The 1,667-nt window shown below is 62.4% G+C and carries 1 protein-coding gene; it reads right to left on the bottom strand.

Translation table 11 applies throughout. The features are described 5' to 3' along the window. Positions 1–207: 207 nt before the first annotated feature. Positions 208–1,491, bottom strand: a complete 1,284-nt coding sequence (gene ltrA / locus ACRESJ_RS23570) for a group II intron reverse transcriptase/maturase (protein ID WP_431760049.1) — start codon at positions 1,489–1,491, stop codon at positions 208–210. Positions 1,492–1,667 lie beyond the last annotated feature (176 nt).

Genomic DNA, 1,667 nt, shown 5'->3' with positions numbered 1-1,667 from the left:
ATCGTGGGACGTTGAGCTTGATGAACCCGTCGGTCCACCTGCGGCCGCGGGCTCCCTTGCTGTGGTCATGGTGAGCGGTGATCTCGTAGCCGAGGAACCGCGCCGCGTGTGAGCGGGCGTGCCGGGTGGCCCGGGGCGTTTCAGCCCCGGGCTCCCACAGATCCCCGCATGAAAGTCTCCCTTCACGGGGCTCGTGCCGTCCGGTTGTCAGGGTGTGCTGGCCACCTGCCAGTGCGCGAACAGATCGGGTGCCCGTTGCCGGACCCCGTGGAGCCATGTTCGTGCCTGGTCGTTGGTTGTGCATCGTTTGTATTTCCGTCGGACCCAGCGCACCAGATGGCGGTCGATGCGCTGTCGTAGCGGGTCCACCGTGGTCGGGTAGAAGGCGGTGAAGTAGCTGAACCACCCGGCTAGTACCGGGTTGATGCCCGGTGACAGCGGGGTGCCGTCCTCATTTTTGCGGCCATTCGCCAGTTCGGCGATGGTGAGGTCGGTGCGCCGGTGTAGCCGCCAGGCATGCACCCGGCGGCTGAACTCCGTCTGCTTGTCCCTGCTTGCCCCCGGGAGGAAACTGGTGAACCTTACGTTCCTCTTGTTGTTGAAGGCTCTGCGGGGTCGGAACGTGTAGCTGAGGAACGTGAATGAGGTGTTCTCATATGTTCCCCGGCGGTTACTGTCTTGACAGTATACGATCCGCGTTTTGTCGGGATGAAGTTCCAGCCCGACGTCAGCAAGCCGACGGGCGACCGCTGCCTGCACGAGGCGGGCTTGGCGTTCGCTTGCGCAATGGATCACCGCATCGTCTGCGAAGCGTTCGAACCGGATTCCCGGGAATTCCCGTGTCATCCAGGTGTCGAAGCCGTAGTGCAGAAAAAGATTGGCGAGGACGGGTGAGATCGGTCCGCCTTGCGGCGTTCCTTGGACCCGTTGGGACAGGTTACCATCGGCCATCAGCATCGGCGCTTTCAGCCAGCGTTCCACATACAGCAGGACCCATTTCTGGTCCGTGTGGCACGCGACCGCCTTCAGCATCAGATCCCATGGCACGGAATCAAAGAAGGCTTTCACATCAAGGTCTATGACCCAGTCCTTCTCCCAGCATCGCTGCCGGCATACCGTGAGCGCGTCCACCGGGGAGCGCCCCGGGCGGTAGCCATAGGAGTCGCCATGGAAGACCTTCTCCACGTCCGGCTCCAAGGCCATGACCGCCACCGTCTGCGCCACCCTGTCGATCACATTCGGGATGCCGAGAACCCGTGTTCCGCCTTTCTTGGGTATCTCTACCGCCCGGACCGGCCCGGGGAAATACGAACCCGACGACATCCGATTCCACAGCTTGAAGAGGTTGTCCCTCAGGTCACCCTCGAACTGCCCGATCGTCACCCCGTCGACCCCGGCCGCCCCTCCATTCTTCTTCACCTTCAGCCACGCATCCCACACGAGGCGTTTCGGAATAGCATGCGACTTACCCTGCAACGTTGACTCATGCATACGGTTCCTCCCTTCCGGTTGATCGCATCCACTCATCGGGACAGCCCATCCCCTTCGCCGGGTAGGCGGCGGCATCTCAGCCGCCGCCCCCCACAGATCCGGACGTGAAGATCTCTCTTCATCCGGCTCGTGCCGCTCAGTTGTCAGGTCGTGGCGCAATACTTCCAGTGCGCGAA

It is taken from the genome of Pseudomonas sp. (genome assembly GCF_050739655.1).
Taxonomy (GTDB): Bacteria; Pseudomonadota; Gammaproteobacteria; order Pseudomonadales; family Pseudomonadaceae; genus Aquipseudomonas.
This window is presented reverse-complemented; position numbering and strand designations above follow the sequence as displayed.